The 25,549-nt window shown below is 73.4% G+C and carries 18 protein-coding genes, 2 tRNA genes and 1 pseudogene; 7 read left to right on the top strand and 14 right to left on the bottom strand.

The window, feature by feature from the left end:
- Positions 1 to 177 precede the first annotated feature (177 nt).
- Positions 178 to 1,575 carry a DUF11 domain-containing protein gene (locus EAO76_RS18420; protein ID WP_148837033.1) on the top strand — a complete coding sequence of 466 codons (1,398 nt, stop codon included), beginning with the start codon at positions 178 to 180 and terminating at the stop codon, positions 1,573 to 1,575.
- Between the two features lie 109 nt (positions 1,576 to 1,684).
- On the opposite strand, the gene EAO76_RS18415 is transcribed toward EAO76_RS18420, so the two are convergent.
- Positions 1,685 to 1,775 (bottom strand) — tRNA-Ser (locus tag EAO76_RS18415).
- 229 nt (positions 1,776 to 2,004) lie between these two features.
- Between EAO76_RS18415 and EAO76_RS18410 the strand changes: the two genes are divergently transcribed.
- Positions 2,005 to 2,469 carry an SSI family serine proteinase inhibitor gene (locus EAO76_RS18410; RefSeq protein ID WP_148837032.1) on the top strand — a complete coding sequence of 155 codons (465 nt, stop codon included), beginning with the start codon at positions 2,005 to 2,007 and terminating at the stop codon, positions 2,467 to 2,469.
- A 366-nt stretch (positions 2,470 to 2,835) separates the two neighbouring features.
- Positions 2,836 to 6,894, top strand: coding sequence for a PAS domain-containing protein (locus EAO76_RS18405; RefSeq protein ID WP_148837031.1), 4,059 nt, complete (start codon positions 2,836 to 2,838; stop codon positions 6,892 to 6,894).
- A gap of 122 nt (positions 6,895 to 7,016) precedes the next feature.
- On the opposite strand, the gene EAO76_RS18400 is transcribed toward EAO76_RS18405, so the two are convergent.
- The 8 genes from EAO76_RS18400 to EAO76_RS18365 form a co-directional block, all read right to left on the bottom strand.
- Positions 7,017 to 8,666 carry a long-chain fatty acid--CoA ligase gene (locus tag EAO76_RS18400; RefSeq protein ID WP_148837030.1) on the bottom strand — a complete coding sequence of 550 codons (1,650 nt, stop codon included), beginning with the start codon at positions 8,664 to 8,666 and terminating at the stop codon, positions 7,017 to 7,019.
- A 183-nt stretch (positions 8,667 to 8,849) separates the two neighbouring features.
- Positions 8,850 to 9,551 (bottom strand): SigE family RNA polymerase sigma factor, encoded by a 702-nt coding sequence (locus tag EAO76_RS18395; protein WP_148837393.1) that lies wholly within the window; start codon positions 9,549 to 9,551, stop codon positions 8,850 to 8,852.
- 216 nt (positions 9,552 to 9,767) lie between these two features.
- A complete protein-coding gene (locus EAO76_RS18390; protein WP_148837029.1) occupies positions 9,768 to 10,934 on the bottom strand; it encodes a lipid-transfer protein in 1,167 nt (388 codons plus the stop codon).
- Positions 10,931 to 11,371, bottom strand: a complete 441-nt coding sequence (locus EAO76_RS18385; RefSeq protein WP_148837028.1) for a MaoC family dehydratase — start codon at positions 11,369 to 11,371, stop codon at positions 10,931 to 10,933. The genes EAO76_RS18390 and EAO76_RS18385 overlap by 4 nt, the downstream gene beginning before the upstream one ends.
- Complete coding sequence (locus tag EAO76_RS18380) at positions 11,368 to 12,402, bottom strand: acyl-CoA dehydrogenase family protein (protein ID WP_148837027.1); 1,035 nt, start codon at positions 12,400 to 12,402, stop codon at positions 11,368 to 11,370. Before EAO76_RS18380 ends, EAO76_RS18385 begins: the two co-directional genes overlap by 4 nt.
- 1 nt (position 12,403) lies before the next feature.
- A complete protein-coding gene (locus tag EAO76_RS18375) occupies positions 12,404 to 13,420 on the bottom strand; it encodes a bifunctional MaoC family dehydratase N-terminal/OB-fold nucleic acid binding domain-containing protein (protein WP_376448710.1) in 1,017 nt (338 codons plus the stop codon).
- Positions 13,417 to 14,625 carry an acyl-CoA dehydrogenase family protein gene (locus EAO76_RS18370; protein ID WP_148837026.1) on the bottom strand — a complete coding sequence of 403 codons (1,209 nt, stop codon included), beginning with the start codon at positions 14,623 to 14,625 and terminating at the stop codon, positions 13,417 to 13,419. Before EAO76_RS18370 ends, EAO76_RS18375 begins: the two co-directional genes overlap by 4 nt.
- A gap of 311 nt (positions 14,626 to 14,936) precedes the next feature.
- Positions 14,937 to 15,248 (bottom strand): hypothetical protein, encoded by a 312-nt coding sequence (locus tag EAO76_RS18365; RefSeq protein ID WP_148837025.1) that lies wholly within the window; start codon positions 15,246 to 15,248, stop codon positions 14,937 to 14,939.
- Positions 15,249 to 15,579: 331 nt separating this feature from the next.
- Here EAO76_RS18365 and EAO76_RS18360 point away from each other — a divergent pair, with 331 nt between their 5' ends.
- The gene (locus EAO76_RS18360; RefSeq protein ID WP_148837024.1) at positions 15,580 to 16,473 is read left to right on the top strand and encodes a bifunctional DNA primase/polymerase; all 894 of its coding nucleotides are present in this window, start codon (positions 15,580 to 15,582) and stop codon (positions 16,471 to 16,473) included.
- A 49-nt stretch (positions 16,474 to 16,522) separates the two neighbouring features.
- On the opposite strand, the gene EAO76_RS18355 is transcribed toward EAO76_RS18360, so the two are convergent.
- The 4 genes from EAO76_RS18355 to EAO76_RS18340 form a co-directional block, all read right to left on the bottom strand.
- Positions 16,523 to 16,607 (bottom strand) — tRNA-Ser (locus EAO76_RS18355).
- A gap of 149 nt (positions 16,608 to 16,756) precedes the next feature.
- Positions 16,757 to 17,365 carry a DUF2238 domain-containing protein gene (locus EAO76_RS18350; protein WP_187438707.1) on the bottom strand — a complete coding sequence of 203 codons (609 nt, stop codon included), beginning with the start codon at positions 17,363 to 17,365 and terminating at the stop codon, positions 16,757 to 16,759.
- A gap of 258 nt (positions 17,366 to 17,623) precedes the next feature.
- The gene (locus EAO76_RS18345; RefSeq protein ID WP_148837022.1) at positions 17,624 to 18,079 is read right to left on the bottom strand and encodes a DUF5707 domain-containing protein; all 456 of its coding nucleotides are present in this window, start codon (positions 18,077 to 18,079) and stop codon (positions 17,624 to 17,626) included.
- A 376-nt stretch (positions 18,080 to 18,455) separates the two neighbouring features.
- Positions 18,456 to 19,958, bottom strand: a complete 1,503-nt coding sequence (locus EAO76_RS18340; RefSeq protein ID WP_148837021.1) for a S1C family serine protease — start codon at positions 19,956 to 19,958, stop codon at positions 18,456 to 18,458.
- Between the two features lie 279 nt (positions 19,959 to 20,237).
- Between EAO76_RS18340 and EAO76_RS18335 the strand changes: the two genes are divergently transcribed.
- The 3 genes and pseudogenes from EAO76_RS18335 to EAO76_RS18325 all read left to right on the top strand — a co-directional run bounded on the left by EAO76_RS18335 (position 20,238) and on the right by EAO76_RS18325 (position 23,039).
- On the top strand, positions 20,238 to 21,065 hold the full coding sequence (locus EAO76_RS18335) for a glycerophosphodiester phosphodiesterase (protein ID WP_148837020.1): 828 nt from the start codon (positions 20,238 to 20,240) through the stop codon (positions 21,063 to 21,065).
- A gap of 53 nt (positions 21,066 to 21,118) precedes the next feature.
- Positions 21,119 to 21,646: pseudogene (locus EAO76_RS47640) on the top strand (ATP-binding protein); the annotation flags it as partial.
- Between the two features lie 427 nt (positions 21,647 to 22,073).
- The gene (locus EAO76_RS18325; protein WP_148837019.1) at positions 22,074 to 23,039 is read left to right on the top strand and encodes a DUF5926 family protein; all 966 of its coding nucleotides are present in this window, start codon (positions 22,074 to 22,076) and stop codon (positions 23,037 to 23,039) included.
- Between the two features lie 1,159 nt (positions 23,040 to 24,198).
- On the opposite strand, the gene EAO76_RS18320 is transcribed toward EAO76_RS18325, so the two are convergent.
- Entirely contained in the window at positions 24,199 to 24,963 is a 765-nt protein-coding gene (locus tag EAO76_RS18320; RefSeq protein WP_148837018.1) for a bifunctional DNA primase/polymerase, read from the bottom strand.
- Positions 24,964 to 25,549: the final 586 nt, after the last annotated feature.

Here is a 25,549-nt window from a genome sequence, read left to right as displayed (position 1 = left end):
GGGGACGGGAGCGGGGGCGCAAACCCGTCGCACGGGATTGGCCTGACCACTCCGGCCGTCACTTTACGGAACGTTCCGAATGCATTGCGCTACCAGGTGTGTCGGCTCCGCCCCGGCGCACGGACGTGCGGCCGGACGGCGGTGCATTCCAGCAGCGTCGACTTGAGGGGAAGAACCATGTCCACACCTCCTGCCCCGCTCCGGGTCAGCCTGGCCAACGGCAGCTTCGAACAGCCCGCCGTCGCCAGTATGGAATTCCTGCCGGACGCCTCGCAGCCGCAGGCGCCCAAGCACGTTCCGGGCTGGCGCACCACCGCCTCCGACCACCTGATCGAGCTGTGGCACTCGGGCTTCAACGGGGTGCCGTCGGCCGACGGCGCGCAGTTCGCCGAGCTCAACGCCAATCAGGTCTCCACGCTCTACCAGGACCTGCCCACCACCCCCGGGACGAAGCTGTACTGGCGGCTGTACCACCGCGGCCGCCAGGGGGAGGACACCATGGCGCTGGACATCGGCGCGCCGGGCGCCGCGGTGCAGCAGCGGCGCTTCACCGACGGCAACACCTCCTGGGGCCACTACACCGGCACCTACACCGTCCCGGCCGGTCAGACGGTGACGCGCTTCGCCTTCCGCTCCGTCTCCGCCGCCGGCGGCAACCAGGGCATCGGCAACTTCCTGGACGGGATCTTCTTCGGCGCCGCCCCCCACGTGGTGCTCACCAAGACCGCCGCGCCCACGGGGCCGCTGGAGGTGGGCGACGTCATCACCTACCGCGTCAACGCCAGGAACGAGGGCGGCGGCGCGGCCGAGGACCTCGTCCTGACCGACGCCATCCCGCCGGGCACGACGTATCTGCCCGGTTCCCTGCGCATCGTCGACGGCCCGAACGCCGGGGTGAAGACCGACGCCCGGGACGGCGACCAGGCGCACTACGACGCCTCGGCCGACAGGGTCGTCTTCGGACTCGGCGCCACCGCCACCGCCGGGGAGGGCGGCAGCCTGCCCAACACCGAGACCCTGCCCGGGGGAACCACCGCCGAGTACCGGGTCACCATCGACCGCGCCTCCGGCGGCCGGCAGATCAGGAACACCGCCACCGCCACCTACGAGAACCGGCTCGGCGACACCCCGGAGTCGCTGACGTCCGCCTCCGACGAACAGGTCACACAGGTCAATCCGGCCGCGGACCTGGCCGTGGTCAAGGCGGCCGACGCGACCACCGTCACCGTCGGCCAGACGGTGACCTACCGCGTCACCGTGCGCAACACCGGACCGAACCGGGCCACCGGGGTCACCGTCACCGACCGGCTCCCGGACGGCCTCGCCCTCCTGTCCGCCGACGGGCCCGGAAGCTACGACCCGGACACCGGCCGGTGGGCCGTGGGCGCCCTGGACGTCGGCGCCGGGGCCACCCTCGTACTGCGCGCCAAGGCCACCCGGCCCGGTCCGGTCGACAACTCCGCCACCGCCACCGCCGACGAGAAGGACCCCGCCCCCGGCAACAACACCGACACGGTCGTCATCTGCGTCGAGCCGGCCCCGAGCTGCTGCGACCCCTGCGCCGACCGGAAGTAACCCGGAAGCAGCCACCGGTCGGCGCAAGGGCGGTGGACCGGCTTCGGAAAAGTTTCGGAAACGACTCGGGGAGTCCGGCCGAAGTGGGCCGAACTCCCCGAGCAGAGAGCGGAGGCGGAGGGATTTGAACCCTCGATGGGCTTTAAGACCCAAACCGCATTAGCAGTGCGGCGCCATAGACCGGACTAGGCGACGCCTCCATACACTTCCCGCGCGAGCGCGAGCGGTGTGTGCAGATGATGACACAGCTGAGCGCCGTGTCACCAATCGCCGCCTACGGTACTAGGGATTCGGGCGCGAGGGCAAAGTGCCTGCGGTTGCGCAACGCCGCGGCGTGCGGAGCGTTAGTGAGTGCGGAGGCGTCGTCCTCCGGTCGTTCACGTCGTTCCACCGGCACTCCCTTCGAAGTGCACGAGCACAGGAGCCCGCATGCTGCGTCGTCTCGCCCTCACCGCCGTCGTGTCCCTCGCCGTGCTGTCCGCGGCGGCACCGGCCGCGACCGCGGACAGCGGTCCGCTCCCGCTGCCGATTCCGCTGCCCCTGCCCGGACCGGAGGAGGACGGCGGCCCCACCCGGCTGACGATCACGGTCTCGGACTCGGGGGACCCCGCGGCCGAGGGCACCTTCGAGCTGCGGTGCGACCCGGCGGGCGGGACCCACCCGGTGGCGGCGCGGGCCTGCGGGCGGCTGGAGGAGCTGGCGGACGAGGGGGAGAACCCGTTCGCCCCGGTGCCCGCGGACGCGCCGTGCACCATGCAGTACGGGGGACCCGCCACCGCCCGCGTCACCGGCACCTGGGACGGGCGGACCATCGACACGGTCTTCACCCGGACCGACGGATGCGAGATCTCCCGCTGGAACGATCTGCGGCCGGTGCTCCCCAACGTCCGGTGAGGCGGCCGTCGAATCCGTTCGACGAAACGATCCGATGGATCCGGATCCGTCCGAACGGATTCGAGGGGGCGGCGGGGCGGGCGAGTGGACGGGCCCGTTCCGGGTACGGGTCGGGGGACGACCCCGGTGACCAGGGGTTCGTCGCCCCGGACGGGCACGGCGCGCGCCGTGCCGGGGGCCATCGGACAGCACACGACGGGCGGGAGTCGTACACCACATGCACAGGTCCTTGGTGAGAGCTCCCCCTCATCCGCCGCCCCCCGACCCCCGGCTGCCTTTAGACTCGTCCAGTGACAGCCCGCGGCCCGAGGGGCAAGATGGGGCCCGCTGTCGGCAAGGTGCGGTAATCAGGGAGGAAGCGTCGTCGTGAGCAGCAGGCCGTCCCGAGGCACTGCTCGCCTCGCAGCCATACTCGATGCCCTTCCCGACGGGCTGCTGCTCGTCAACTGCAACGGCACCGTCGTCAACGCCAACACCATCGCGCTCGAAATGTTCGAGACGCCGGGCACCGCGCTCGTCGGGCGCGGGCTCCTCGACCTGCTGCCGGAGTTCGACTCCAAGCTGATCCCGGGTTCGATGCGCCTGCCCGAGACGGCCGACGAACGCGGTCGTACGAAGCCGACCCGGATGACCGCGCGCCGGACCGACGGGACCGAGTACCCCGTCGAGGTCACCAGCGCCGGTCTGGAGGACGGGCAGGCCGCGTACAACGACTTCCAGAACGGGTACGGCGGCGGCTACTCGGGCGACGAGCTGCTGATGCTCGTCGTGCGGGACCTGTCGGGCACCGTCGACACCGAGGCGGAGCTGGCCCGTTCGCAGCGGCAGACCGAGATGATCCTGCGCGCCGCGGCCGAGGGCGTCGTCGGCACGGACACGGACGGCCGGGTCGTCCTGGTCAACCCCGCCGCCGCGCAGATACTCGGTTACCGCGCCAGCGACCTGGGCGGCCAGGAGCTGCACCCGCTGATCCTGCACTCGCGGGCGGAGGGCGAGGCGTTCCCGTACGAGGAGTCGCCGCTGGCCGACACCCTCAGGTCCGGGCGCAAGCACCGGGTGCGCGGGCAGGTCCTGTGGTCCAAGAGCGGGGCCCGGGTGCCGGTCGACCTGACCACCGCGCCGGTCCGCGACGGGGACCAGCTGGTCGGCGCCGTCATGACGTTCACCGACCGCAGGCCGTACGAGGAACTCACCGAGCGGCACCGGACCGAGGTCGCCGAGCTGACCGGGAACCACACCGCCGAGGTCGCCGCGCTCGACGAACGGCACAGCACCGAACTGGCCGACCGCTCCGAGCGGTACGCGGCCGAGCTGGAGGCCCGGACCGAGCAGCTGGAGGCGCTGACCGCCCGGCACACCCAGCTCACCGCCGTGCTCGGCGAGTCGCTGCGCGGCCCGCTGGAGGAGCTGCGCGGCGAACTCGCCACGCTCGCCGCCGACCCGGCCGGCCAGCTGTGGCCCGAGGCCAACCAGATCCTGCACCACCTGGCGGCGGGCTACGCCCGGATGACCACGCTCGTCGACAACGTGCTCGGCTACCAGCGCCTGGACGCCGGTGCCGAGAAGCTGGTCAAGTCGAACGTGCTGCTCGACTCGGTCGTGACGGCGGGCATCGACGCGTCCGTCGAGCTGATCGGTCCCGGGCGCGCCCAGTTCGCGGTGCACGCGCCGCCGATCGAGGCCGAGGTGGACGCGGCCCGGCTGGTGACCGCGCTCGCCCACCTGGTCGCGGACGTCGCCGGGGTCGACTCGACCGGCAAGGCCCGCGTGGTGCCGGGCGGCGGCTACGTCGACTCGACGATCGTCGTGGCGGCGGCGCAGCGCGGCGAGGTCGTACGGATCGAGGTGCGCGGCCCGTTCGCCGGGGGAGACCCGGTGCACGAGCCGATCGTGCGCGGGATCGTGCGGGCGCACGGCGGCGTGCTCCAGACCCACGAGGTCCCCGGGACGAGCGGCAGCGCGTACGTGCTGGAGCTGCCGTTGGGCGCGGGCTCGGGCACGGTGGTGCCGCCCGCACCCGGGCCGGAGGCGGAAGCCGGGCCGCAGCCCGGTGCGCCGTCCGGCGACGGGAGCCCGGAGGGCGCGGAGCAGCAGACCGGCGGTGGCCGGCGGCGGGCGCGCCGGGCGTCGACGGACGCGTTCCTGGAGAGCCCGGTGGGCGGTTCCGGTCAGGGCGGCGACACGGCCGCGGCCGAGCCGACCGGGCGGCGCCGGGCCCGTCGCGGGCCCGGGGCGGACGACTCGCAGGGCGGCAACGCCTACGACCCGCAGGAGCTTGCCGCGGCCCAGCGGACCCAGGGGTCGGGGCGCAGGCGGGGACGGCCCAGCCCGGCCGAGAGCGATGCCCGGATCCCGCTTCCCGCCCAGCTGCTCCAGTCGCCCGAACAGGGGCGGGAGCCCGGTGCCGGACAGCCCGGCGATCCGCAGGGCCCGGGACAGGCGCTGGCGCTGCCCGCGGCCCCGGCCGCGGTGACGGCGGACACCGGCGCGCGGGACGGCGACCGTCCGCAGCTCGGCCGGACCGTGCCGCCGCAGGGCGTTCCGGCCGGGGAGCAGACTCCGGTGCCGACGGGCAGTCACCGGGCGCGGCACGGCGCGGGGAACCGGCCGGCCCTGCCCGCCGCCGCCCCCGTACCGGCGCAGGCCCCGGGCGCGGACACGGCTCCGGCCCCCGTCTCCCCGGACGCCGCTACCCCGGCTCCGGCCCCGGTGCCGGGTGCGCAGGCGCCCCAGCAGCCGACCGGGCGCAGGGCCCGGCGGGCGCTGGCCGCCACCCAGGAGCGGTCCGCCCAGGACGGGCCCTCGGGGGCCCGTACGGCGTTCGCGCTCCCGCCCGCGGAGGCCGACCGGTCCCCGTCCGAGGCTGCCGATCCGGACGCCTCGCTGCCCGGACGCCATGACGCCGTGACCCTCGCACCGGGCGAGGACCACACCCCGCCCCACCCGCACCCCATGCCGACCGGTCGGCGCCGGGCCCGTCGTCCCGAAGCCCCCCAGCAGCCCGAACAGCCGGGGCAGGACGGGCAGCAGGACGCACAGCAGGGGCCCCAGGGGCCCGGTGGCTGGGGCGAGGACGACTCCTCGGGCCAGGGACCGGCCGTGCCGGTCGCGCCCGGCGAGCGGTCCGAGGTCCCCGGCGGCCCCGCCGAGGACGCCGCGGCCGACGCCCCCGGGCACACCACGCACACCACCGGCACCGCGGCCGTCCCCGCTCCCGCGGACGGTGCGGAGGGCCCCGCGCGGGGTGCGACGCCCGTGCAGGACGCGCGCAGGCAGCCGCTGCCCGCGGAGGCCCCGATGCCCGGCGGCTCGTCCGACTCGACGCAGGGGCGCGCGTTCAGCGTGCGGACGCTCGGGCAGGGCGTGCCGTTCGCCCAGCACATCGCGCACCAGCAGAACCAGACGCTCGGCGGTGCCGGGCGGCGCCGCAAGCTCGCCGCCCCGCCGGAGGACGAGCAGGCCGCGTCCCCGTCCCCGTCGGCCCAGCCGTCGCCGGTCGTGCCGTCGTCGGCCGCCGGAGCGCCGGACGGTCCGCACGGCCAGGTGCCGGGGCAGCGGCTGCCCGCGCCGGAGGCCGAAGGGCGCTCGTTCGCCATAGGCGCGCCCGACGAGGGCGCCGAGGGGCCGGAGCCACTGGACGGTCCGGGCGGCGCGGTCGAGGTGGCCAACCGGCCGTCCCCGCAGCCGGTCGACGACGAGCTGCCCCCGGAGCCGCTGGACAACCCGCGCCGGCTGCTCGTGTGGCCCGCGCCCGACGTCTCCACCCAGCAGGCACTGAGCGACCGCGGCTACCGGCCGGTGATCGTGCACTCCCGCGAGGAGGTCGACGCCCAGATCGCGGCGTTCCCCGCCGCGCTCTTCGTCGACCCGCTCACCGGTCCCATCACCCGCAAGGCCCTCCAGTCGCTGCGCCAGGCGGCGGTGGCGGCCGAGGTCCCGGTGCTGGTGACGGCCGGTCTGGGGCAGGCGTCGCGGGAGGCCGCGTACGGTGCCGACCCCGCCGTGCTCCTCAAGGCGCTCGCCCCGCGCGACAGCGAGCAGCACCCGTCGCGGGTGCTGCTGATCGAGGAGCACGAGGAGATCGCGGAGGCGCTGACGGAGGCGCTGGAGCGGCGCGGCATGCAGGTGGCGCGGGCCGCCACCGACAGCGAGGCGGCGTCGCTCGCCGGCCGGATGCGGCCCAACCTGGTGGTGATGGACCTGATGCAGGTGCGCCGCCGCCGGGCCGGCATCATCGACTGGCTGCGCGCCAACGGCCAGTTGAACCGCACCCCGCTGGTCGTCTACACCTCCGCCGACATGTCCGGGGCGGACCTGCCGAAGCTCGGTTCGGGCGAGAGCGTGCTCTTCCTGGCCGAGCGCTCCACGAGCGAAGAGGTCCAGTCGCGCATCGTCGATCTGCTCGCGAAGATCGGCACGAACTGATCCACCGGAACGCGGCGAGGGCGGTACGGGGTCTCCCGTACCGCCCTCGCGTCGTTCCGCCGGACCCCGGCCCGGATCCGGCCGGGCCCGGCCGTCGGTCAGTCGGTCAGTCGGTCAGTCGGTCAGAGCTGGGTGACGTCCAGCTCGCCCTCCGCGTACTGCTTGCGGATCACCTTCTTGTCGAACTTGCCGACGCTGGTCTTCGGCACCGCCGCTATGACCGTCCAGCGCTCCGGCAGCTGCCACTTGGCGATGCCGGACTCGGCGAGGAAGTCCTTCAGCGCCTCGTAGTCGGCACCGGCTCCCTCCTTGAGGACCACGGTCGCGAGCGGGCGCTCGCCCCACTTCTCGTCCGGGACGGCGACGACCGCGGCCTCGGCCACCTCCGGGTGCGCCATCAGGGCGTTCTCCAGCGCGACGCTCGAAATCCACTCGCCGCCTGACTTGATGACGTCCTTGGCCCGGTCGGTGAGGGTGAGGAAGCCGTCCTCGCTGATCACCCCGACGTCGCCGGTCTTCAGCCAGCCGTCCGCGCTGAACTTGTCCTCGGGCCGCAGGTCCTCGCCGTCCGCGCCCCCGTAGTAGGCGCCGGCGATCCACGGGCCGCGCACCTCCAGCTCACCGGCCGACTCGTTGTCCCACGGCAGGTGTTCGCCGCCGGGCCCGACCAGCCGCGCCTCGACCCCGGCCGGGAAACGGCCCTGGGTGACGCGGTAGGGCCACTCCTGCTCCTCGGTCAGACCGGCGGGCGGGTGGGCCATGGTGCCGAGCGGCGAGGTCTCCGTCATGCCCCAGGCGTGGCAGACCCGGACGCCGAGCCTGTCGTACGCCTTCATGAGGGAGGGCGGGCACGCGGCGCCGCCGATGGTGACGCGGGCCATGGAGGACAGGTCGCGCGGGTTGGCCGTGACCTCGGCGAGCAGGCCCTGCCAGATGGTGGGCACCGCGGCGGCGTGGGTCGGCCGTTCGCGCTCTATCATCTCGGCGAGCGGAGCGGGCTGGAGGAAACGGTCCGGCATGAGCATGTTGACGCCGGACATGAACGTCGCGTGCGGCAGGCCCCAGGCGTTCACATGGAACTGGGGGACGACCACCAGCGTGGTGTCCTGGTCCGTCAGCCCCATCGACTCGGCCATGTTGACCTGCATGGAGTGCAGGTAGATGGAGCGGTGGGAGTAGACGACGCCCTTGGGGTCGCCGGTGGTGCCGGAGGTGTAGCACATGGCGGCGGCGCTGCGTTCGTCCAGCTCGGGCCAGTCGTAGGTGGTCGGGCGGCCGGCGATCAGTTCCTCGTAGTCGTGCACCCGGGGCGCCGCGCCGTCCAGGAGGGAACGGTCGCCGGGCCCCGTCACGACCACGTGCTCGACCGACTTCAGGTGGGGGAGCACCGGCGCGAGCAGCGGCAGCAGGGAGCCGTTGACGATGACGACCTTGTCGTCGGCGTGGTTGACGACCCAGATCAGCTGCTCGGCGGGGAGCCTGAGGTTGAGGGTGTGGAGCACCGCCCCCATCGAGGGGATCGCGAGGTACGCCTCGACGTGCTCGGCGTTGTTCCACATGAGGGTGCTGACCCGCTGGTCGTCCCGGACCCCGAGCTCGTCGCGCAGCGCGTTCGCGAGCTGCGTGGCGCGCCGGCCGATCTCGGCGAAGCTGCGCCGCTGCGGCTCGGGTTCGCCGGTCCAGGTCGTCACCTGCGACTTCCCGTGGATGGTCATCCCGTGGGTGAGAATGCGGGTGACAGTCAGCGGTACGTCCTGCATGGTGCTCAGCACGGCGTCCTCCCGTTGGGCGCTACGCGGCAGTAGGGTTTCGCTGATTCTGCGCGCATACCGCTCGGTATGTCACTAGTCCCGGGGGCACGAATCGGTGTCGTTCGGCAAAATCGGCCCGGCCGGGCGCATCGGCGTCGCCCCTGGTCACCGGGGGACAGCCCGGTGTGACCGGACCGGGGCCGGTCATCTGACCGGAGCCAGCTCCGGGTCCTGCCGGAGCTTGCCGAGCGCCCGCGAGACGGCGCTCTTCACGGTGCCGACGGACACCCCGAGCACCTCGGCCGTCTGGGCCTCGCTCAGGTCCTCGTAGTAGCGCAGGACGACCATCGCCCGCTGCCGGTCCGGGAGCTTCAGCACCGCCCGCCACATCGCGTCGTGCAGCGTCTGCTGCTCGGCCGGGTCGGGGGCCGGGGCGGCCTCCTGCTCGGGCAGCTCGTCGCAGGCGAACTCGTCGACCTTGCGCTTGCGCCACTGCGAGGTCCGGGTGTTCAGCAGCGCCCGGCGCACATAGCCGTCGAGCGCCCGGTGGTCCTCGATCCGCTCCCAGGCGATGTACGTCTTGGCCAGCGCGGTCTGCAGCAGGTCCTCGGCGTCGCTCGGGTTGGCGGTGAGCGAACGCGCGGTGCGCAGCAGCACGGGCCCTCTCGCCCGTACGTAGGAGGAGAACGACGGGTACGGGACGTACTGGGGCCGTGAGGCGTACGGGGAGCACGCGCCGTGCGAGGCGTGTGCGCCGCTCTGCGACGCGTGCGGGCCGTGGGAGCCCGGCTGGCCGTACGAGCCGTGCCCCGTGCTGTGCGGCGTGTGCACCGGGTACGACGTGTGCGGCGCACGACCGGTGGCGGCGGCTCCCCCGGAGCCGCCCGTGCAGACTGGCGTGGTCATGGCTCCACGCTAGGAGCGGGTGCCGCCGGGGGGATCGGCCCCAGGTCCCGAAACCGCGTCCCCCTCAGGGTGTAGGGGTGGTGCAGGCCCCACCTCCTGAAGGTGGACCCGCCGTCGTGGGGAGCTCAGGGGCGCCCCCGAGACCCGGGCCCGCACCGGGCGGGCCCGGCGGGGCGCTCCTCGCGGGTGCGGGCACGGCTCCCGGGCCGTGTGCGGTCAGTCGTCCGTGCCGAGGATCAGCCCCGAGGTGGGCACGCCGGTACCGGCCGTGACCAGGGTCCTGGCCGCCCCGGCCACCTGGTTCACCGACGAGCCCCGGATCTGCCGGACCGCCTCCGCGATGCCGTTCATCCCGTGCAGGTACGCCTCCCCCAGCTGCCCCCCGTGCGTGTTCAGGGGCAGCGCGTCCGCCGCGACGAAGTCCGCGGCCTCGCCCGGCGCGCAGAAGCCGAACTCCTCCAGCTGCATCAGGACGAACGGGGTGAAGTGGTCGTAGAGGATGCCCACGTCGATGTCCGAGGGGGAGAGCCCCGAGCCGCGCCACAGCTGCCGGGCCACCACCCCCATCTCCGGCAGGCCGGTCAGGTCGTCGCGGTGGAAGCTGGTCATCTGCTCCTGCATCCGCCCGGCCCCCTGGGCGGCGGCGACGATCACGGCGGGCGGCCGGCGCAGGTCCCGGGCCCGCTCGGTGCTCGTGACGACGATCGCCTGGCCGCCGTCGGTCTCCTGGCAGCAGTCGAGCAGCCGCAGCGGTTCGACGATCCACCGGGACGCCGCGTGATCGGCCAGGGTGATCGGCTTCCCGTGGAAGTACGCGGCCGGGTTGCGGGCCGCGTGGCGCCGGTCGGTGACCGCGACGTGGCCGAACGCCTCCGGCGTCAGCCCGTACGCGTGCAGGTAGCGCGCGGCGGCCATGGCGACCCAGGAGGCGGGCGTGAGCAGCCCGAAGGGGAGGTTCCAGCCGAGCGCCGTGCCCTCCGCGGTGGGCTCCCGCCGCTGCACCCCGGAGCCGAACCTGCGGCCGGAGCGCTCGTTGAACGCGCGGTAGCAGACCACGACGTCGGCCACCCCGCACGCCACGGCCATCGCCGCCTGCTGCACGGTGGCGCAGGCCGCCCCGCCCCCGTAGTGGACGCGGGAGAAGAACGACAGCTCGCCGATCCCGGCCGCCTGGGCGACGGTGATCTCGGGACTGGTGTCCATGGTGAAGGTGACCAGGCCGTCCACGTCGGCCGGGGTCAGCCCGGCGTCGTCCAGGGCGGCCCGCACCGCCTCGACGGCCAGCTTGAGTTCGCTGCGGCCGGAGTCCTTGGAGAACTCGGTCGCCCCGATGCCCACGACCGCCGCCCGGCCGCCGAGCGAGTCGGCCCCGCGGATGCTCATGCCGCCCCCTCCCGCTCGTCCCGCTCGTCCCGCTCGTCCCGCTCCGCCGGAGCCGCCGGGAGGGCGACGGTCACGGTGCCGGTGACGTGCCGGCCGATTCCGTTCGTGCCGACGACCGCCACCTCGGCCGTCCCGTCCTCCCCCACGGCGGTGACCCTGCCGCTCAGGACCATGGTGTCGCCGGGGTAATTGGGCGCGCCCAGCCTGATGGCGACCTTGCGGAGCACGGTCGCGGGGCCGAGGCGGTCGGTGACGTACCGGCCCACCAGGCCGTTGGTCGTCAGGATGTTCATGAAGATGTCCGGCGACCCCTTCCGCCGCGCGGTCTCCGCGTCGTGGTGGACGTCCTGGTAGTCGCGGGAGGCGATGGCGCCCGCCACGATCAGGGTGCGGGTCACCGCGATCTCCAGCGGCGCCAGCTCCTCACCGGTCCTCATTCCGCGTCCTCCTTCGCCAGCGATTCGCCGAGTTCCTGGAGCACCTCGCTGCCGCAGCCCAGGTGGGCGTCGAGCTGCCGGCCCCAGAGGAAGTGGCGGTGCACCGGGTGGTCGAGGTCCGCGCCGGTGCCGCCGTGCAGATGCTGTCCGGCGTGCACCACCCGCTTGCCCGCCTCCGAGGCCCACCAGGCGGCGGTCAGCGCCTGGCGCCCGTACGGCAGGCCCGCGTCGTGGCGCCAGGCCGCCTCGTACACGGTGACCCGTATCGCCTCGGTGTCCATGTGGGCGTCGGCGGCGCGCAGCAGGACCCCCTGCTTGGTGGAGAGCGGGCGCCCGAACTGCACCCGGGTGTTCGCGTGGGCGACGGCGCGGGCCAACGAGCCGGCGCAGACCCCCGCCTGGAGCCCGGCGAACGCCGTCCGGCCCGCCGCCAGCACCTCCCCGTACGCCCCGTCCCCGCCGATCCGCTCCCCGGGCGCCCCGTCCAGCACGAGCCGGGCCGCCGACCACGGCGCCGTGGTCTCCACCGGCTCCGTCGTCACCCAGGGATCACCGGTCCGTACGATCCACAGCCGCCGCTCCGTGTCGGGGACGAGCACGAGGCCGGCGTCCCGCAGCCACGGCACGTACGGCACGCAGCCGCTCAGCCGGCCCTCGGCGTCCGCCCGCACCCCGCCCCGTTCCGGGAACGCCCCGGTGGCGACCGCGCCGCCGTCCCGGAGCATGGGCAGCAGCCGTTCCCGCTGCTCGTCGGTGCCGTGCCGGGCGACGGCGAGCACCCCGTACGCACAGCTCGCCGCGAACGGCACCTGCGCCGTCGTCCGGCCCTGTTCCTCCAGCAGGAGCACCAGGCCGAGCAGGCCGATCTCCTCGACGGCCGCGACCAGTCCGGCCGCGCAGAGGCTCTTCCACAGCTCGGCGTCCGTGCCCGTACCGGCCTCGGCCAGGCGCTCGGGCGTCGACAGGTCCGCGAAGATCCGCGCCGCCAGCCCCTGTGCGGCGGCCTGTTCGTCGGTGGGTGCGAAATCCATCTCAGCCCTCGTCTCCCCGGAAGACCGGAATCTCCAAGTCCGGGTCCGTGCGCAGGAATTCCAGCCGGACCGGCATGCCCGTGCGCACCTTGTCGTACGGCACGCCGACGACGTTGCTGACCATCCGCACGCCCTCGGCCAGTTCGATCAGCGCCACCGCGTAGGGTCCGCCGCCCTCCTCGGCCGCGAAGGCGGGGAACCGCGGGTGGTGCATCACGACGTGGCTGAAGACGGTGCCCTCGCCGCTCGCCTCGACCGTGTCCCACTCCTGGCAGCCGCACGCGTTGCAGCCGGGCAGCCAGGGGAAGCGCAGGGTGCGGCAGTCCCCGCACCGCTGGATCAGCAGCCGGTGCTCGGCGACGCCCCGCCAGAAGCCGGCGTTGTCGCGGTTGACCACCGGCCGGGGGCGCAGACGCTTCTCCTGCGGCGGATCCTCCCGTTCCGGCCGGTGCTTCGCCGCCGGCGCGTACTTGAGGATGCGGAAGCGGTGCGTCCCGGCGGGTTCGCCGTCCGCCCGGACGTCCATGCGCGTCGTGACGAAGTACCCCGCCCCCAGCCCGGTCGTCTTCCGCGGCGAGACCGACTCGATCACCGCGTCGAAGGTGATCCGGTCCCCGGGCCGCAGCGGACGCAGGTATTCCTGCTCGCAGTCGGTCGCGACGACCGAGGTGTACCCGGCGCCGTCGAGCAGCCCGAAGAGCTCCTCGTACGCCGCCGAGCGGTCGGTGTGGCCCGACAGCCCGCCCATCGTCCACGCCTGGAGCATCGTCGGCGGGGCGATCGCGTCCGGCCCCGTGTACGCCGGGTTGCCGTCGCCCACCGCCTCGCACCAGTGCCTGATCATCGGCTCGTTGACCGGGTCCTTGCCGACCCCCGCGGTCGCCGCCGGCCGGCCCTCGAACTCCTTGAGCCGCCCGTACAGCCCGTCGTGCTCCCGGCCCGCCTCCCGGGACTCCTCCCGGTCCCCCTCCGGGGACCGCTCCCGGGACGGCCGCTCCTCCTCCCGCGGGCCCGTCACCTCGCACCCCTCTTCATGCCGAGCCGCATCGTCGCGACGATCTCGCGCTGCACCTCGCTCACCCCGCCCCCGAAGGTGTTGATCTGCGCGGCCCGGTTCATCCGCTCCAGCTCCCCGTCCCCGAAGCAGCCGGGCGAACCGGCCCGCAGCACTCCCGCCTCTCCCGTGATCTCCTGGCACATCCGGTACACCTCGACGGCGCTCTCGGTCCCCGCGAACTTCACCCCGCTCGCCTCTCCCGGCGCCGGTGAACCCGCCCCGACCTCGCCCACCAGGCGCCAGTTGAGCAGGCGGGTCGCCGCCAGCCGGGCGTACGCCTCCGCCAGCCGGGCGCGCACCCACGGCTCGTCGGCCGGGCGCCGGCCCGTGACCGGGTCGGGGGTGCGGGCGAAGGCGAGCGCCGCCCCGTAGAAGTCCTCGGCCTGCATCCCGATCGCGGCGAGCGCCACCCGTTCGTGGTTCAGCTGGTTGGTGATCAGCCCCCAGCCCCCGTTCTCCGCACCGACCAGGTTGGTGACGGGCACCCGCACCCCGTCGTAGTACGTGGCCGTCGTGGTCAGCCCGCCCACGGTCCCGATCGGCGTCCAGGAGAACCCGGGCGCGTCGGTCGGGACGAGAACGATCGAGATGCCCCGGTGCTTGGGCGCGTCGGGGTCGGTGCGGCAGGCGAGCCAGATCCAGTCCGCGTTCTGGGCGTTGCTGGTGAAGATCTTCTGCCCGTCGATCACCCAGTGCTCGCCGCTCCCGTTCCCGCGGGACGCCGGCGGGGGCGCTTCCCGCACCGCCCTGGTGCGCAGTGCGGCGAGATCCGTACCGGCCTCGGGCTCGCTGTAGCCGATGGCGAAGACGAGGTCGCCGCTGAGGATCCGGGGCAGGAAGTACGCCTTCTGCTCCTCGGTCCCGTACGCCATCAGCGTCGGGCCCACCGTGTTCAGGGTGACCATCGAGACGGGTGCGCCCGCCCGGTACGCCTCGTCGAAGAAGATGAACTGCTCGTCGGCGCCGCGCCCCTGGCCGCCGTACTCGACGGGCCAGCCGAGCCCGAGCATCCCGTCGGCACCGATCCTGCGCAGCAGCCGCCGCTGCTCGGCGGGGTCCTGGGCGCCCGGGGCCGCCCCGGCGTCCGGGTGGGGCATCACCTCGCTGAAGTACGCGCGGAGTTCGGCGCGCAGCTGTCGCTGGCGTTCCGTCTGGACGAGATGCACGGCGGCCGCCTTCCGGACACGGGCGTACGGATCGGGGCTTCCCCGACTGGTTTCTGACTGTCCGTCAGATACGGGGCGACTGTCAAGGTCACCGACATCCCGAACCCGTCCCGCCGGCCACGCGACGCACGGCACGCCCGGAACCGCCCCGGAGCCGCCCCGTCGGCAGCACGACGAAGCCACCCCCGCCGTCGGCACGACGCACGGCACACGACGCACGGCGGCCCGCGCGGGTGCCGGAGCACCTCGCGCGGGCCGCCGCCCGACCGGTCATGGCCCGCCCCCCGACCGGGCCCCGCCCGGCCGGGGACTCACCAGAGTTTGGTGAAGTTCACCGTGACACTCTCGTCGTGCTGGTCGATCGCGGTGAACGCCGAGCCGTTCACCTGCGCGGACGCGCTCCGGTTCGACGCCCCCTCGCCGACGGCCTGCTGCTGCGACGTGGACGAGTTGCCCAGGTTGTCGTCGGCGACACCGCCGCCGACGACCGTCGCGACGCCCGCGTTCGATCCGTCGTTCGCGAACGAGCCGCTGTCGGCCCGGGCCACCCCGCCGAGGAGCACGGCGGCAAGGGGCAGAGCGGCAACGGCCGCGAGAACACGAGCGGTACGGATGCTTGCCATGCGAATTCCTCCAGGAAACGGAAGTACGGCTTGTACCGGGGCAGTTGGCCTGCCACCCCGGCTCGGGTCGCGACGTCGCGGGACCAGGACTGCCCACCGCCCCCTCGGCGAATCACCCGTACGGCCCGATTCCCCCGCAAGCATGAGGACCTTCCGATAAACCTTTACGCGCCCCCAGAGCACCAGCCCATACCCCTCACGCCCCCCGTTCGGCCGCTTCCGGAACGCGGAATCCCCCGTGCCGCGCCGCAGGAGAAGCGTTCCGGCACCCGCCACTCGACCGGACCCGCGCCCTCTTCCCTTCATCGAACATTCGTACGAAAATAGAGTCATGGCCATCACTGCCCGGCAGACCGCCGCCCTGGCCCTCGCCCACGCGCTCTCCGCCGCCGAGCGCGGGCTCCCCGTCTTCCCGCTGACCGCCCGCAAACTCCCCGCGCTCCCCTCCCCGCACCGGAACGACGGCCGCCGTTCCACCTGCCGGGGCGCGTGCGGCCTCCCCGGCCACGGCGTCCACGACGCCACCACGGACCCCGCCGCCGTACGCGCCCTCTTCGCGGCCGCCCCCTGGGCCACCGGCTACGGCATCGCCTGCGGCCGGGCCCCGCACCACCTCATCGGCATCGACCTGGACATCGACGCCACCGGCGGCGACTCGGCCGCGTCGCTCCGACGGCTGTCCCTGCACCACCTGTTCACGATCCCGCCGACCATCACGGTGCTCACCCCCAGCGGCGGACGGCACATCTGGCTGACCGGCCCGCCGGACCTTCCGGTGCCGAACTCGGCGAGCCAGCTCGCCCCCGGCATCGACGTCCGCGGCACCGGCGGCTACCTGGTGGGCCCCGGCTCGGTCACCGCCCGCGGCGGCTACCGCCTCGCCCCGGGCACCGCCGACCTCCCGCCGGCCCCCTGCCCCCGCGCACTCCTGCGCCTACTCGTACCACCCGCACGCCCCCACCGTCCGGCGACGGCCCGGCCCGACCGGGGCCGGGGGCTGGTCCGCTTCGTCCTCGCGGCCCACGAGGGCCAGCGCAACACCCGGCTGTTCTGGGCCGCCTGCCGCGCCTACGAGCACGGCTTCGGCGACGCCCTGGCGGACACCCTCGTCCGGGCCGCCGTCCACACCGGCCTCACCGAACACGAGGCCCGCGCCACCGTCGAATCGGCGGCCCGCCTCACCACCGGCACCGGACGGCCCGGGCTCGACGAAGACCACCCGTGACACGAAACGGCCCCCGACCGGCGATGCCGGTCGGGGGCTGAATCCGCTGCGGTGGGTGTGGGATTTGAACCCACGGTGACTCGCGCCACGACGGTTTTCAAGACCGTTCCCTTAGGCCGCTCGGGCAACCCACCATGCCCCGCCCGCCTGCTGCGGAGCGGCTACAGCCTACCGGCCCCGGACCTCGCCCGGGGGCCGTGGTCGGTACGAGGTCCATCACCCCTGTTCGCACCCGGGCCGGTCCTCCGCGAGAACCGTCATCGGTCCTCCATGGGACCCGTCGTCAGTCCTTCGCGAGGACCGTCAGGCGGGCGAGGGCGCGGTCGTGCGGGCGGCTGAGGAGCAGCAACGAGCAGGTGGCGCCGATCAGTGCGCAGAACATGTCCCACTGGGTGTCCCAGACGTCGCCCTGGGTGGCCAGGAACGCGTCGGCCGCCTGTCCTGCGGTCACGGCCGCCAGCCACTCCAGCATTTCGAAGACGGCACTGAAGGCGAGGCAGGCGCAGACCGTCAGCGGGGCGAGCCAGCGGCTGCCGCGCAGGGGCGAGGTCCGGACGAGGAGTTCCCGCACCAGGATCGCCGGGACGAAGCCCTGCATGAGGTGGCCGAAGCGGTCGTAGGGGTTGCGGTCCAGGCCGAGCCAGTCGCGCACCCAGTCACCGGCCGGCACCTCCGCGTAGGTGTAGTGCCCGCCCACGATGAGGACCATGGCGTGCACGGCCAGCAGGCCGCACAGCAGTCCGCTCAACGGGAACCGCCGGCGCAGCAGGATCAGCAGCGGCAGCCCCAGCATCACCCACACCGTTTCCAGCACCCAGGTGGCCGGGTCCTCGGCGCCGAACGCCGACACCACGAGCGCCGTCGCGACGAGGACCGCGAGGGCGGCGGGCAGTCGGCGCCCGGTACCGTCGGCGCGGCCGGAGACCGGCGGGGTGCCGACCGGCGGTTCGGCGTACGTGGGAAAGGCGGACAACTCTGGCTCCTCGTGTCTGGTCCGGGTCTCCGGGGTGTGTCACCGTTCTCGGCGCACCATGGCGCCCCGGCATGAGTGCGCCTGCTCAACTGCGCTTCCGGGGGACCTGATCGGGGGCTCGTACCGCGAGGAGCCCCTGCCCGCCCGCTCGACGCGTTCCGTCCCCGGGTCCGCGCATCAGCCGGTCGTGAAGGTCGACGTCTTCTCGTCGAACACGGTCCCGCCGTCGTCCGCGGTGGCGAGGGTGGCGACGTACCAGGTGCCCTTCCCGGAAGCGGCGGCGTCGGCGGCGGTCACGGTGACCCTGTAGGTGCAGCGGGCGATGCCGTCGTCGGCGGTCCGGCAGGTGGCCGATTCCACCTCGGCCATGTCCTTCGCGGTCAGCCCGTTCTTCGTGAAGGCGGGGTCGGCCGCCGGCCAGGCCAGTACCTTCAGGTCCTTGAGGCCGGAGGGCGCCGTGACATCGGCGGTGAAGGCGAACGAGCCGTCCCGGTTCCCCTCGGGGGCCGTGTAGTGGGCGGCGCCGTTCTCCACGGTCGGCGGCCGTTCCTCCGCGTGGGCGAGGGCGAAGGCTCCGACACCGCCGAGGGCGATGACGGCGGCGGCCGAGGACAGAACGATGCGTCGGGACATGACAGGTCTCCCCGTGAATGCGTGTCAGCTGTTTCCGCGACGCTCGTCCGCGCCGTCGCATCACAGGCTGTCAGCCCTGGTTGACCCGGGATTGAGTACAAGTACTCAACCCCGCATGGGGACTTGCCGCCGCCCGACCGTTCGCGTACGGACCGAGGCAGGGCGGGGCGGACCGGCCGGGAAGGGGCAGGGTGGGCTCATGCGGAAGGGGTGCCCCTCGATGAGGAGCACCCCTTGTCGACCGTCGGCACGTCCGTGGCCCGCGGTGACGCTCTCGCGCCACGCCGGTTCCCGGGACCGTTCCCTCAGACCGCCCGGGCGGTCAGCCCCGCCTTCCCGGCCGTGGACCGGGGCCGGCGCGAGGACGGCCGGGCGGTCAGTTGTCGCCCTTGCGCTCGCCCAGGACGACCTCGGCCGTCGACGACTTGCCGTCGCGCGTGTAGGTCAGGGTCACCCGGTCGCCGGGCTGGTGGGTCCAGATCTCGCCGATCAGGGTCGGGCCGCTGTCGACCACCGTGTCGTTGAACTTCGTGATGACGTCGCCGGCCCGGAGGCCCGCCCGGTCCGCGGGGCCGCCCTGCGAGACGGCTTCCGTACCGCCCGCGCCCCGGTCGGAGATGACCGCGCCGCCCGTCTTCTCGTTCATGGTGACCGTGGCGCCGATCACCGGGTAGACCGGCTGACCGGTCTTGATCAGCTGCTGGGCGACGTTCGTGGCCTGGTTGATCGGAATCGCGAAGCCGAGGCCGATGGAGCCCGACTGGGCCTGGCCGATGCTGCTGCCGGTCGACTGGATGGCCGAGTTGATGCCGATCACCGCACCGCGGGAGTCGAGCAGCGGGCCGCCGGAGTTGCCCGGGTTGATCGAGGCGTCGGTCTGCAGTGCGCTCATGTACGAGTTGCTGCCGCTGGAACCGTCGCCGGAGGCGACCGGGCGGTTCTTCGCGCTGATGATGCCGGTGGTGACCGTGTTGGACAGGCCGAACGGCGCGCCGATCGCGATCGTGGAGTCGCCGACCGCGACCTGCTCCGAGTCGCCGAGCGACAGCGGGGCGAGGCCCGCGGGCGGGTTCTTCAGCTTCAGGACGGCGACGTCGTAGCCCTGGGCCCGGCCGACCACTTCCGCGTCGTACTTCTTGCCGTTGGAGAAGGTCGCCGTGAGCTGCCCGCTGTCCGCCGCGGAGGCCACCACGTGGTTGTTCGTGAGGATGTGGCCCTCCTTGTCGTACACGAAGCCGGTGCCCGTGCCGCCCTCGCCGTCACCGCCCTGCGCGTCGATGGTGACCACGCTGGGCAGCGCCTTGGCCGCCACGCCCGCGACCGTACCGGGGTCGCGCTTGAGGTCCTGCGGGCTGGACGACGCGGAGACCGTGGTCGAGCCCGAGCCGTTGCGGTCGGCCGCCCAGAAGCCCAGGGCGCCGCCGAGGCCGCCCGCGACCAGGGCCGCGACCGCCACCGCCGCGACCAGGCCGCCCGCGCCGCGCCTGCGCGGCTGCTCGGGGGAGGAGGGCGGGGGCGGGGCGCCCCAGACCGGACCGCCCCCACCGGCGCCGTGCTGCGCGTACGCGGGGACGGCGGGCGGCGGCCAGTTCGCCTCGGCCGCCGACTGGGGTCCGGGGGGCGTGTGGGGCGCGTGAGGAGGAGGCGTCGCCGGAACGGGGGCCATGGGAGTGGTGGCGGTCGTCCCTTCCACCGGGGCGGGCGACTGCGGGTACGCCGGGGCCGGGGCGGCGGCAGGCGCCGCTCCCGCCGGGGCGGACCCGGGCGTGCTCCCCGGCGTCTCCCGAGGAGCGTCGGCCGGCACGGGAGGTGCGGACGGAACGGACGGCTGGACGGACCCTGCCGCGGTGCCCTCGTTGTCCTCGTTCTCTGTGCTCACAGCTCTTTACTCCTCGGTTCCACATCATGTTCGGCAAGAGATCCGCTGTGTACGTGTCCTGAGTCAGCTTTTCCCAAGGCCCGTCAGGCCACTGTAAGCAGGACCTGTGCATCCGCACATCAATCTTTACATCGGGCAAAACGACTGCCCGCCGCAAGACGCACCGCAGCCGCGCGCCGGAGTGCCCGGACCCCCTCGCGACGCATCGCACACGCCCCGGCCGCACCCGGGTCGCGCGACGTGTGCACAGCGGTCGCCTCTCGGTGACACCATGACGCGGTGACCCACGCACGGCAGCAGACCACGCCCCAGACCACCCAGGTCATCGCGCACCGGGGCGCGTCCGAGGACGCCCCCGAGCACACCCTGGCCGCATACCGGAAGGCCATCGAGGACGGTGCCGACGCCCTGGAGTGCGATGTACGGCTCACCTCCGACGGCCATCTCGTGTGCGTGCACGACCGCCGGGTGAACCGTACGTCCAACGGCCGCGGCGCCGTCTCCGCGCTGGAGCTCGCCGAACTCGCCGCCCTCGACTTCGGGTCCTGGAAGGACCGCGAGGAGTCCCCCGACTGGGACCCGGTGCCCGGTGAGCTCACCTCCGTGCTCACCCTGGAGCGGCTGCTCGAACTCGTCGTCGAGACCCGGGCCGACGGCCGCCCGCTCCAGCTGGCCGTCGAGACCAAGCACCCCACCCGCTGGGCGGGCCAGGTCGAGGAGCGGCTGCTGCACCTGCTGAAGCGCTTCGGGCTCGACGCCCCGCCGGCCGACGGCCCCTCCCCGGTGCGCGTCATGAGCTTCTCGGCACGCTCGCTGCACCGCGTCCGGGCCGCGGCCCCCACCCTGCCCACCGTCTACCTGATGCAGTTCCTCTCGCCGCGCCTGCGCGACGGGCGGCTGCCCGCCGGGGCGCGGATCGCGGGTCCGGGCATGCGGATCGTGCGCAGCCACCCCGGTTACGTCGAGCGGCTGCACCGCGCGGGACACCGCGTGCACGTATGGACGGTGAACGAGCCGGAGGACGTCGAGCTCTGCCTCGACCTGGGCGTCGAGGCCATCATCACCAACCGCCCGAAGCAGGTTCTGGCACAACTGGGACGCTCCTGACAACAGTTACGCGGAGTACACCGGCGCATTCGAAACGTATTCGATCGTTACGAGTGCGTCATCGGCAGACCATTGGCCGGTTTCCGGTCCAGCCCAGGGGGGCATCCACTCCGTGGCGTGGGGCAAAGGAGGTCTCGGGGGTGGCGTTGGTGGTGGCACAGAAGGTGCCCACGTCGTCGAGCATGGCCGTACCCCATGGCCCTGCGGGCGTGGGCCAGGCGCGGCACCGGATGCGCGAGCAGTTGCGCAGCCACGGGGTGTCGGATTCGGTCGTCGACGATGCTGTACTGATTCTTTCCGAACTGCTCAGCAATGCCTGCCGGCACGGGAGGCCGCTGGGGCGACACACGGATGTGGGGGACGGCGACATCCGCGCCGCGTGGCGCGTCGACAGAGCCGGTGGGCTGACCGTCGAGGTGACGGACGGGGGCGGCCCGACCAGGCCCGTCCCGGCCACGCCTTCGGTGACGGCGCGCGGCGGCCGCGGGCTCAACATCATCAGCGCGCTCGCCGAGGAGTGGGGCGTACGCGACAGCTCGTCGGGAGAGGTCACGGTCTGGGTCCTCGTCAACGAGGGACATGACCGGGCACCGTCCGGACTGCCGGGCGAACCGGGTACCCGGGGGGTCCAGGGCGTCCCCGGTACGCCGGTTGCCGGCGGTGCGTCCGGAGTTCCCGGCGTTCCCGGGGCATCTCGTACGTCGCACACGTCGCACACGCCTCGTGTCTCCCGTGCGCCTCATGGGGCGGGCGCGTCCGGGGTGTCGGGGGCTTCGGGCCGGGCAGGGGCGTCGGGCGGCGTGCCGGGGCTCCCGGACCTCGACGAGCTGGGCTTCGCGGACGTCTTCGACGACGTGGGCTGACGTCGCCGTACCGGACGGGCCCGGCCTCGGGCCGCGTTCCGCGCACCGGGACCGGCGGACGTCCGGGCAGATGTGTCCCCGACCCGACACGGGCGGCTAGGCTCGCGGCCCAGACCGCACTGTCGCAATCGGGAGAAAGCCCACCATGGCCAAGAAGCGCCCTCAGACCAAGGCCGGGAAGCAGCAGCTCAAGGACGGCGAGATCCCGGTGGTCGGGGCTCGCGAACCCTGCCCGTGCGGTTCGGGCCGCCGCTACAAGGCATGCCACGGCCGCGCCGCCGCCCAGGCCGTGACCGAGCTCGTCCACCGTCCCTTCGAGGGACTGCCCGGCGAGTCCGACTGGGTCGCCCTGCGCGAACTGGTGCCCGCCGCCACGGTCGAGCTGAAGCTGAAGGACGGGCTGCCCGAGGGCGTTCCCTCCGTGACGCTCGCGACCGTCCTGCCGATGGCGTGGCCGGCCCTGCGCCGCGACGACGGTTCGGTGCTGCTCGCCCTGCAGAACGACACCCCGTCCGGCGACCTCAGCCGCGACCTCGCGGACACGCTGCTGCGGGCCCTGGCCGCCGAGCCCGGTTCGCCCGTGGCGGCGCAGCGCGTGGCGGCCGACGGTCCGCGTCTGCAGGACCTGCTCGACCCCGGTGCGGCGTTCGAGCCCGCGATCCACGCCGGCTTCGAGTTCTGGGTGCCGGACGCGGAGAACGCCACGCCCGAGGTGGCCGCTTCCCTGGAGCGTGCGAACGGGGCGGCGATCCCGACGACGAGGCTCGCCGGCGTGGACGCCGCCTACTGGTGCGAGACCCCGGAGAAGAACCACCTCCGCTGGGTCATGCCGCACGCCGAGGAGCAGCTCCTCGACGCGCTCGCCCGACTGCACGCCGCCGGCAACTCCTCGCTGGGCGAAGGGACCAGGCTGGTCGGCTCCTTCAGGGCGCACGGTCTGATGGTCCCGGTCTGGGACCTGCCGAGCACGATGGGCGCCGAGGAGTGCGAGAAGCCCGCGGCCGAGTTCGCGGAACGACTGACCGCGGCGCTCGCCGCGGACGCGCCCCTCACCGCCGAGGAGCGCCGGGCCCGCGGCGGGCTCACCAACCGCCAAGTGACCCTCAGCTGACAGTGACGAACACCCCGCCTTATGGTGACACGCGTCACAACTAGCCGTACTGGCAGGTAAATCCCTGTCCTAATACGCGAGATCGAATTTGCGAACGGCAGATCTCTTGTTACGGTTCTGGAAGCCCGGTCGCTGGTGCATCCCCCGTCGCCAGCGACCGGGCATCCTCATTTCCGGATACGGCGCACAGCGCACGACACAGCGCATGTACCGGCGCACGGACCCGCCCCGGTCCGTCCCGGTACCGTAGCCCTCTCCACCGCCCGAACACCCCCGGCACTCCCGCGCCTTCACCGCGCACGCCAACCCCGCGCACCGGAAGCCGGTTCGGCGTCCGGCACCCTCACCGGCGGGAACGAACCGCCCGCCCACCCGCGCGATCCACCCCCGGAGCCCGCCCGGCCAGGGGCTCTCCGCACCGGGGCCCGCGCGGCACCCCGCACACGACGGCCCGGGCCCGTATTCCGCGCCCCCGCACCCGACTTGCCCCACGACCGGACCGCCTCCGCGCCCGCGGGGCACAAGGCCCCGGAGGGGCGGGGACCGTAATACCCGGGGGCCCGCGGGGACCCCGACACCGGCGGACCGCACGGGAGGACCGATCGGTCTCGGACAGATGCCGAACGCCGGACGATCCCCCTCCGGAGCACACCTCCCACGGAGCATTTCGAATAGATATTCGAAATGCCTTTCGAGGGGTTCGGAAAGACCATCAGAAAGCCTCCGGACGGAAGACTTTGCAACGGCAGAGTTTGCATTGTCCGAGATCCGACCGGAGACCCGACCCCATCCGCGATATCGACCATCGCGAGGAATCACTCGGCGTCACCTGTCGGCCTCGGCCGAATTCCTGACGGGCCGCCCGACATATCGACCGAATGCACGGCCCCGGAGGTTCGGGGCGGCTCATCCTTTCGTATCGGATCCCAGCGGAAAAACCGGGATTCAGACCTTCGGACCCTCCCGGGTCCCCCGGTTCCGGGGTCCCGGCGTCCGACTCCTTCGGCGCTCCGGCCCACCGGGGCCCGGACCTGCCGGGAGGCGGGACCCGGCCGGGGCCGGTCCCGTCCGCGCGCCGGAGCCTCCGGGGCGCGGCCCCGCAGGCGGGTGCGGTGCGCCCGCCGGGTTCCCCGCGGCCCCGACTGCAAAGCCCTTCCCGTCAGTACGCGAGCCGGCTTCCGCCGCCCGGGGCGCTGCTGCTCGCCTCGACCAGCGCTTCGAGCACCGTCCCCACGTCCGGCAGCCACGGCGCGGCGGCCCCGGAGGCGGAACCCTCCCCGCGCGAGGACGACCGGGAGTTGCCCGAGGACGACCGGGAGCCGCGCGACGGCACCAGCGGGTCGGCGGCCGGAGCCCGTTCCCAGCGCACCTGCCCCGCCCCCACCTCGGACGGCGGCAGGACGAGATAGCCGCCCTCGCTGTGGAACCGCAGCGAACTGGGCACCCGGTCCTGGGCGTACAGCAGCTCGCCGAGCCGTTCGAGGGTGTAGGGCGCGACCAGCAGCGACCACCGGGTCGGCGTCGCCACCACGGGCCCGAGCCGCACCCCCATCCGGTCCAGCCCGGCCAGCGCGCGGGCACCGGCCACGGCCGGCAGGCTCAGCGCGCACGGGGCGCGCCCGCCGGTGGCCAGGACGATCGGCGCGGCGGGCCGGTTGGTCCACCACCAGCGCACCATGCGCTCATCGGTGGTCGCCGCGAGGAGACCGGGGTCGAAGGGGTGCGCGCCGGGCACGGCGCACTCGGGATCGGGACAGGCGCAGCCCCGGCCGCGGTCGCCGCGGCCACCGGCCGCGGCGAGTCCCACTCCGGGAAGCACGGGCCATCGCCATGCCGTGGCACAGGTCAGGGCCGCGTCGAGCCGGGCGGGCCTTCCCCCGCGCCGGAACCGGAGCCTGCGTCGCCTTCCGAGGATCTCGCGCATGAGCGCTCGTTCCTTTCCGTTGAACGCCGAGGGTCCACATCACACCACGGGTGCGTTGCCGTACGTGTGCGTCAATTCACCGTGCGTACATGCTTCTCGTGTCCGCGGTACGGAAGGTTCGTCGTACCGGGCACGGGCCGAGCCGATTCGTGCAAGGGCGATACGGGTCGGGACGCGGAACATGGCGGGGGAGCGGCGCATGCTCGCGCCTGCTGTCCCAGGGTGCAAACCCCGCCACTCGGGGGTGGGGACGTGACCGTCACATGAGAGGACGTTCGGGCCCGCTGCCGGGTTCCGGGGCGATCAGAACTGCCCCCGACCATCATTGATTACGTACCCAGCATGCCCGAAATGACGCTCTCTCCGGGACTTCACCCCGAGAACACCCCCTTGTCGAGCGGACCCAGTCGACCTCAAATGCCTGTCGCAAGGTGCGTTTTTTAGCCAACTTAGCAGCCGGTCGGACACTGCAAAACCCGTGGGGACAATGCTGGACATCGCCTCACTTCTGCGTGTACATCTGGTGCTACGTGTACATGCGGATGCACTGATAACGGCGCAGAATGACATGGGGGTTCGTGATGCT

The sequence above is a fragment of the Streptomyces sp. sk2.1 genome (genome assembly GCF_008120935.1).
Classification (GTDB): Bacteria; Actinomycetota; Actinomycetes; order Streptomycetales; family Streptomycetaceae; genus Streptomyces.
The sequence above is the reverse complement of the archived record's forward strand: the minus strand, read 5'-3'. Positions and strand labels throughout refer to the sequence as shown.

What these genes read in the sequence shown, in the direction of transcription:
- EAO76_RS18420 (WP_148837033.1), top strand. Translation starts at nt 178, where the DNA reads ATGTCCACACCTCCTGCCCCGCTCCGGGTCAGCCTGGCCAACGGCAGC.
- EAO76_RS18410 (WP_148837032.1), top strand. Translation starts at nt 2,005, where the DNA reads ATGCTGCGTCGTCTCGCCCTCACCGCCGTCGTGTCCCTCGCCGTGCTG.
- EAO76_RS18395 (WP_148837393.1), bottom strand. Translation starts at nt 9,551, where the DNA reads ATGACCACGCCAGTCTGCACGGGCGGCTCCGGGGGAGCCGCCGCCACC.
- EAO76_RS18390 (WP_148837029.1), bottom strand. Translation starts at nt 10,934, where the DNA reads ATGAGCATCCGCGGGGCCGACTCGCTCGGCGGCCGGGCGGCGGTCGTG.
- EAO76_RS18385 (WP_148837028.1), bottom strand. Translation starts at nt 11,371, where the DNA reads ATGAGGACCGGTGAGGAGCTGGCGCCGCTGGAGATCGCGGTGACCCGC.
- EAO76_RS18380 (WP_148837027.1), bottom strand. Translation starts at nt 12,402, where the DNA reads ATGGATTTCGCACCCACCGACGAACAGGCCGCCGCACAGGGGCTGGCG.
- EAO76_RS18365 (WP_148837025.1), bottom strand. Translation starts at nt 15,248, where the DNA reads ATGGCAAGCATCCGTACCGCTCGTGTTCTCGCGGCCGTTGCCGCTCTG.
- EAO76_RS18360 (WP_148837024.1), top strand. Translation starts at nt 15,580, where the DNA reads ATGGCCATCACTGCCCGGCAGACCGCCGCCCTGGCCCTCGCCCACGCG.
- EAO76_RS18345 (WP_148837022.1), bottom strand. Translation starts at nt 18,079, where the DNA reads ATGTCCCGACGCATCGTTCTGTCCTCGGCCGCCGCCGTCATCGCCCTC.
- EAO76_RS18325 (WP_148837019.1), top strand. Translation starts at nt 22,074, where the DNA reads ATGGCCAAGAAGCGCCCTCAGACCAAGGCCGGGAAGCAGCAGCTCAAG.
- EAO76_RS18320 (WP_148837018.1), bottom strand. Translation starts at nt 24,963, where the DNA reads ATGCGCGAGATCCTCGGAAGGCGACGCAGGCTCCGGTTCCGGCGCGGG.